At 67.1% G+C, this 2672-nt stretch carries 4 protein-coding genes; all 4 read left to right on the top strand.

The features are described from left to right. Nucleotides 1-192 precede the first annotated feature (192 nt). The 4 genes from GUY59_RS46590 (at nucleotide 193) to GUY59_RS46575 (ending at nucleotide 2561) form a co-directional block, all read left to right on the top strand. The gene (locus tag GUY59_RS46590; RefSeq protein ID WP_269129104.1) at nucleotides 193-1011 is read left to right on the top strand and encodes an SAM-dependent methyltransferase; all 819 of its coding nucleotides are present in this window, start codon (nucleotides 193-195) and stop codon (nucleotides 1009-1011) included. 328 nt (nucleotides 1012-1339) lie between these two features. After that, a complete protein-coding gene (locus tag GUY59_RS46585; protein WP_161715122.1) occupies nucleotides 1340-1744 on the top strand; it encodes a hypothetical protein in 405 nt (134 codons plus the stop codon). Between the two features lie 200 nt (nucleotides 1745-1944). Beyond that, entirely contained in the window at nucleotides 1945-2205 is a 261-nt protein-coding gene (locus tag GUY59_RS46580) for a hypothetical protein (protein WP_138208785.1), read from the top strand. Then, nucleotides 2202-2561 (top strand): hypothetical protein, encoded by a 360-nt coding sequence (locus tag GUY59_RS46575; protein WP_138208784.1) that lies wholly within the window; start codon nucleotides 2202-2204, stop codon nucleotides 2559-2561. The genes GUY59_RS46580 and GUY59_RS46575 overlap by 4 nt, the downstream gene beginning before the upstream one ends. Nucleotides 2562-2672: the final 111 nt, after the last annotated feature.

Here is a 2672-nt window from a genome sequence, read left to right as displayed (position 1 = left end):
CTCAAAGGCTGGAGAATCTTGCGCAAGCTACGCTGCAGCCCGTCCAAGGCCGGCCACCTCTGCAAGGCCATCGCCGTCCTTCAAAACCATCGCGTCACCCAAGCCGGGTGAGCCTGAAATAGGTTCAATGAGCCCAAGGCGAAGCGCATCCCCTCCCAGGGACGCCAAGCGCCGTCTCTAGATGCGGATCTTCTGGGGCATCGCCGTGCGCCTCGTCCCCCTGTAGGGGCGTCGATGCCGAACGTGGCGCGTATGTATGACTTCTGGCTGGGGGGCAGGGACTTCTACCAGGTTGATCGTGAAGCGGCTGAGCAGGTGGAGGCGGTGCTTCCGGGCACGAAGAGGTACGCGCGGGCGAACCGGGCTTTTCTGGGTCGGGCGGTGCGGTTCCTGGCGGGTGAGCAGGGGATCGGTCAGTTCGTGGACTTCGGCACGGGCTATCCGAGCATGGGCAACGTGCACGAGGTGGCGCAGGAGTTCATCCCGGACGCGCGCACGGTGTACTGCGATTACGACCCGACGGTGTGCGTGCACGGGCGGGCGCTGCTGGCCACCGACCCGTTGACGCAGATGGTTGAGACCGACCTTCGCGAGCCGGTCGAGTTTCTGGAACATCCGGTGGTGAATGCGCTGCTGGATTTCGAGCGGCGGCGTACGGCGGTGTTGTATGTGGCGTCGTTGCATTTCGTGGCGGAGGAGTACGGGCCGCACGAGATCGTCAAGACGGTGATGGATGCGATGGCTCCGGGGTCGTTCCTGGTGGTGTCGCATGCGCTGGAGTCGGCGGAAACGCTGGCTGCGGCTGGCTCGGTGTATGAGCGGGCGTCGGCTCCGGGGGTGGTGCGCTCGGCGGAGGAGATCGAACGGTTCTTCACGCACGCGGGCTTGGAGCTGGTGGATCCGGGCTTGGTGCGGGTGCCGCTGTGGCGTCCGGAGCCCGGCGATCGGTTCTGTGAGGTCGACGCGGAGAACATGCATTTTCTGGCCGGGGTCGGGCGGAAGGCATGGTGAGGCCAACGGCGCCGGTGTTGAGTCCGGCCGGTTCGTTGGCGCGCAGGCTGGCGGATCGACTGCGGTGGTCGGGGATCGAGTCGCAGACCTCGGAGGTTGACGGGGTGGCGCTGGTGGGGATCTGGGCGGTGGATCTGACGGTCTGGTGTGAGTGCGGGCCGATCGGGTGGCGTTACCGGTGGCGGCTGGGCGCTGCGATGTCGAGCGGGGTGTCGGGGTACACGTCGTGTCCGTGTTCGGCGCTGGAGACGGCGGTGGGGCGGATCGTGCGGCTGTATCGGGAGCGCTATACGGCGTTGTACGGGTCGGCGGCACCCGAGGAGCCCGCATGAACGGGGATGAGTGGAGCGATGTGCAGGCGCGTCGCGATCGGTTCGGCCCGTTCATCGAGGTGCGCTGGCGGCAGTCGCGCGTGGCGGTCCGGGAGCGGGCGTGGATGGATTTCGTGGTGGCGGTGGGGTCGGGGGCGTACCGGCCGGAGCAGGAGGAGGAGCGCCGCGGCTGGGTGTGTTTCGAGATCGACGAGCGGTTGGCGGTGGCTGAGCGGCCGGTGGGCTGGCGGGTCAAGTCGTTGCGGGTTCCGCGAAGTGTGTGGGATCGCTTCGTGGCTGCCGTGGGTGATGAGGTGTTCGCGCGTGTGGGTCATGAGTGGGTAGGTGCCTGGCGCGAAGAGGTTCGGAAGCCATCTCTGCCCGGGGATTCGATCGGGGGGACGGCTCGGGCAGGGGTGTAGGTGCCGCTCTCGAAAAGGGGTGCTCCGCGCCGTCTGATGCAGGGACGAGGCTGCGTCATGGTGTCGCTGCGGAGTGCGCCCGTAGCCCCTTTCGAGAGCGGCTCTTTCGGTGTTAGCCGGGAGGAGTCCCGGCCGTGTCCCAGAGTCGTTGACCGTATTGCGCGGGGCCACGTCATGTTGCGATGAGAGAAAGGAGCAGGGTGGACACCTCTGAGGTCGGAGAAGGGCAGCCGGGAAGGCGGTGCGGTAAGACGGGGAAATGGTCGTACGCCTCGCAGGAGGAGGCGTTACGGTGCCTGCGCAAGATCCAGGCCAACCCGGATCCGGTGAAGCAAAGCTTAGGCTACGTGCCGATCATGGTGTACAGGTGCCGGTTCGCCAACCACTGGCACCTGTCGCATAAGGGCCGGGTCGAAGGGGTGCGCAGGCGGCGGCGCAAGGGAGCCGGGGGGTACTGGTGAAGGCGCAGGACGGGAGTGGAGGCGGCGGCGCGCAGTTGCCTCACCTGATCCGGGCGCTGGGGCTGAGGTGCTTGCAGATCACGGGTGTCAGCCCGGAGTGGACGGTGCAGGGCCGGGTCTACTCGATGACCGTGGTGAAGGATTCCCGGGTTCTGAGGTACGCGCTTTATCTGCCCGTCAACGGGCTGCGCAGGGAGTTCTATCAGCTCACGATCGACGGTGAGGAGGTGGAGGCGGGGAGTGTGGCGGAGGCTATGAGGGAGCTTGCCGGGAAGGCCGGTCAGAGCAGGCGTGCGGCGTCCGTTTCGCCGAGAACTCCGCAGCAGGTGCGTAAGGGTGTGGTCATGCGGGTCTAGGCGGGGTGCCGGACACGGGGGTCACGTGCTGGTCGGGTCGCGGGCGTGGGCGCATGGTCGATGGTGGGAGATGGTGGGAGATGCGCCGGGTCGAGTGGGGCGGTCGGGGGT

This window comes from Nonomuraea sp. K271 (assembly GCF_009908215.1).
In the GTDB taxonomy this organism is placed as follows: domain Bacteria; phylum Actinomycetota; class Actinomycetes; order Streptosporangiales; family Streptosporangiaceae; genus Nonomuraea; species Nonomuraea longispora.
This window is presented reverse-complemented; position numbering and strand designations above follow the sequence as displayed.